The organism is Rhodococcus sp. ENV425 (assembly GCF_002887785.1).
In the GTDB taxonomy this organism is placed as follows: Bacteria; Actinomycetota; Actinomycetes; order Mycobacteriales; family Mycobacteriaceae; genus Rhodococcus; species Rhodococcus aetherivorans.
Window position 1 is genome coordinate 28209 of the sequence record NZ_PCZU01000284.1, and the last position, 2316, is coordinate 30524.

The window sequence follows — 2316 nt, forward strand, 5'->3', positions numbered from 1 at the left end:
CGACCCACCGGCGGAGTCGTCGGCGGCGCAGGCGGGCAGCGCGGTCAGTGCGGCGACGGCGACGGCGGCAGCGGCCCGTCTGGTGCGAGTGGTCACGGGAATCCTTTCGACCCGGCAGAGAGAAAGGCAAGGCTAACATCGGTATCGGGGATTCGGGCCCGCGGCCGTGAGGAGTCCGACACGCATTCGCAGCATGCCGATTTCGCGTCGCACCACACAGTCGGCCGTCTGCCGGTAGCGTGGAAAGACCGATAGTGGAGGGAGTCGCACATGAGCTCGACAGAGAACCCGGATTCGGTTGCGGCGGCACAAGAACTCGAAGCGCTGCGCGCCGAGGCGACCGCCCTGCGGCGGCGGCTCGTCGAACCGTCCGAACAGGTCCGTGACCTCGAGGCCCGGATCGACTCCCTGACCGTGCGCAACGGCAAGCTGATGGACACGCTCAAGGAGGCGCGCCAGCAGCTGATCACCCTGCGCGAGGAAGTCGACCGGCTCGGTCAGCCCCCCAGCGGCTACGGGGTGCTGCTCGGCATCTACGACGATCAGACCGTGGACGTGTTCACCTCCGGCCGCAAGATGCGGGTCACGGTGTCCCCGAACCTCGAACCCGATGGTTTCGTCTCCGGCCAGACGGTCCGGTTGAACGAGGCGCTGACCGTCGTCGAAGCCGGCGGATTCGAGCGGGTCGGAGAGATCACCACCCTGCGCGAGGTCCTCGACGACGGCACCCGCGCCCTCGTCGTCGGACACGCCGACGAGGAGCGCATCGTGTGGCTGGCCGCGCCGCTCGCCGCCGCGGCCGCCGCGGCGGCCGGCACGGTCGCGGTGAGCGAGGACGCCGAGCCGTCGTTCAAGCTGCGGCCGGGTGATTCGCTGCTGGTCGACAGCAAGGCCGGCTACGCCTTCGAGCGCATCCCCAAGGCCGAGGTCGAGGACCTCGTCCTCGAGGAGGTTCCCGACGTCGACTACAACGACATCGGTGGCCTCGGCCGGCAGATCGAGCAGATCCGCGACGCGGTGGAACTGCCGTTCCTGCACAAGGACCTGTTCCGTGAGTACGCGCTGCGCCCGCCCAAGGGCGTGCTGCTGTACGGCCCGCCCGGCTGCGGCAAGACCCTCATCGCCAAGGCCGTCGCCAACTCGCTGGCCAAGAAGATCGCCGAGGCCCGCGGCGAGGATTCGAAGGAAGCGAAGTCCTACTTCCTCAACATCAAGGGCCCCGAGCTGCTCAACAAGTTCGTCGGCGAGACCGAACGCCACATTCGGCTGATCTTCCAGCGGGCCCGCGAGAAGGCCTCCGAAGGCACGCCGGTGATCGTGTTCTTCGACGAGATGGACTCGATCTTCCGCACCCGCGGCTCCGGTGTGTCGTCGGATGTCGAGACCACGGTGGTGCCGCAGCTGCTGTCCGAGATCGACGGCGTCGAGGGTCTCGAGAACGTCATCGTGATCGGCGCGTCCAACCGCGAGGACATGATCGACCCGGCGATCCTGCGGCCCGGCCGACTCGATGTGAAGATCAAGATCGAGCGGCCCGATGCCGAGGCGGCGCTGGACATCTTCTCCAAGTACCTCACCGAGGGACTGCCGGTGCACGCCGACGACCTCGCCGAGTTCGGCGGGCACCGCGGGGCGTGCGTGCGCGCCATGATCGAACGGGTCGTCGACCGGATGTACGCCGAGAGCGAGGAGAACCGCTTCCTCGAGGTGACGTACGCCAACGGCGACAAGGAGGTCCTGTACTTCAAGGACTTCAACTCCGGCGCGATGATCCAGAACATCGTCGACCGCGCCAAGAAGTACGCGATCAAGTCGGTACTCGAGACCGGCGCGCCCGGTCTGCGGGTGCAGCACCTGCTCGACTCCATCGTCGACGAGTTCGCCGAGAACGAGGACCTGCCCAACACCACCAACCCGGACGACTGGGCCCGGATCTCCGGCAAGAAGGGCGAACGCATCGTCTACATCCGCACCCTGGTCACCGGCAAGAACGCCAGCGCCAGCCGAGCGATCGACACCGAGTCGAACACGGGCCAGTACCTGTGACGCCGCGCCGGTGGGGTCGCCGCGTCCCGCGGCGGCCCCACCGGCGTGCGACGCGACCGGCAGGAGGCTGACCGTGCCGCTGCCCCGCGCCCTGGCCCGGTTCAACAGGGTCGTCACCAACCGGCTCGCCCGGCCGGTGGCCGGACACCTACCGCTGACGGCGGTGATCGAGCACCGCGGCCGGCGTACCGGGCGCCGCTACCGCACCCCGGTGCTGGTGTTCGGTCGCGACGGCGGCTACCGCATCGCCCTGACCTACGGCCCCCGCAC

At 68.7% G+C, this 2316-nt stretch carries 1 protein-coding gene and 1 pseudogene; both read left to right on the forward strand.

What is annotated here, in order from left to right:
* The first annotated feature begins 270 nt into the window (after nt 1–270).
* On the forward strand, nt 271–2046 hold the full coding sequence (gene arc / locus CQZ88_RS27280; RefSeq protein WP_006931180.1) for a proteasome ATPase: 1776 nt from the start codon (nt 271–273) through the stop codon (nt 2044–2046).
* A 73-nt stretch (nt 2047–2119) separates the two neighbouring features.
* Nucleotides 2120–2316 (forward strand): annotated as a pseudogene (locus CQZ88_RS27285) (nitroreductase family deazaflavin-dependent oxidoreductase); the annotation flags it as partial.

Excerpts from the sequence above, each read along its gene's own strand:
- arc (WP_006931180.1), top strand. The coding sequence starts at position 271 with ATGAGCTCGACAGAGAACCCGGATTCGGTTGCGGCGGCACAAGAACTC.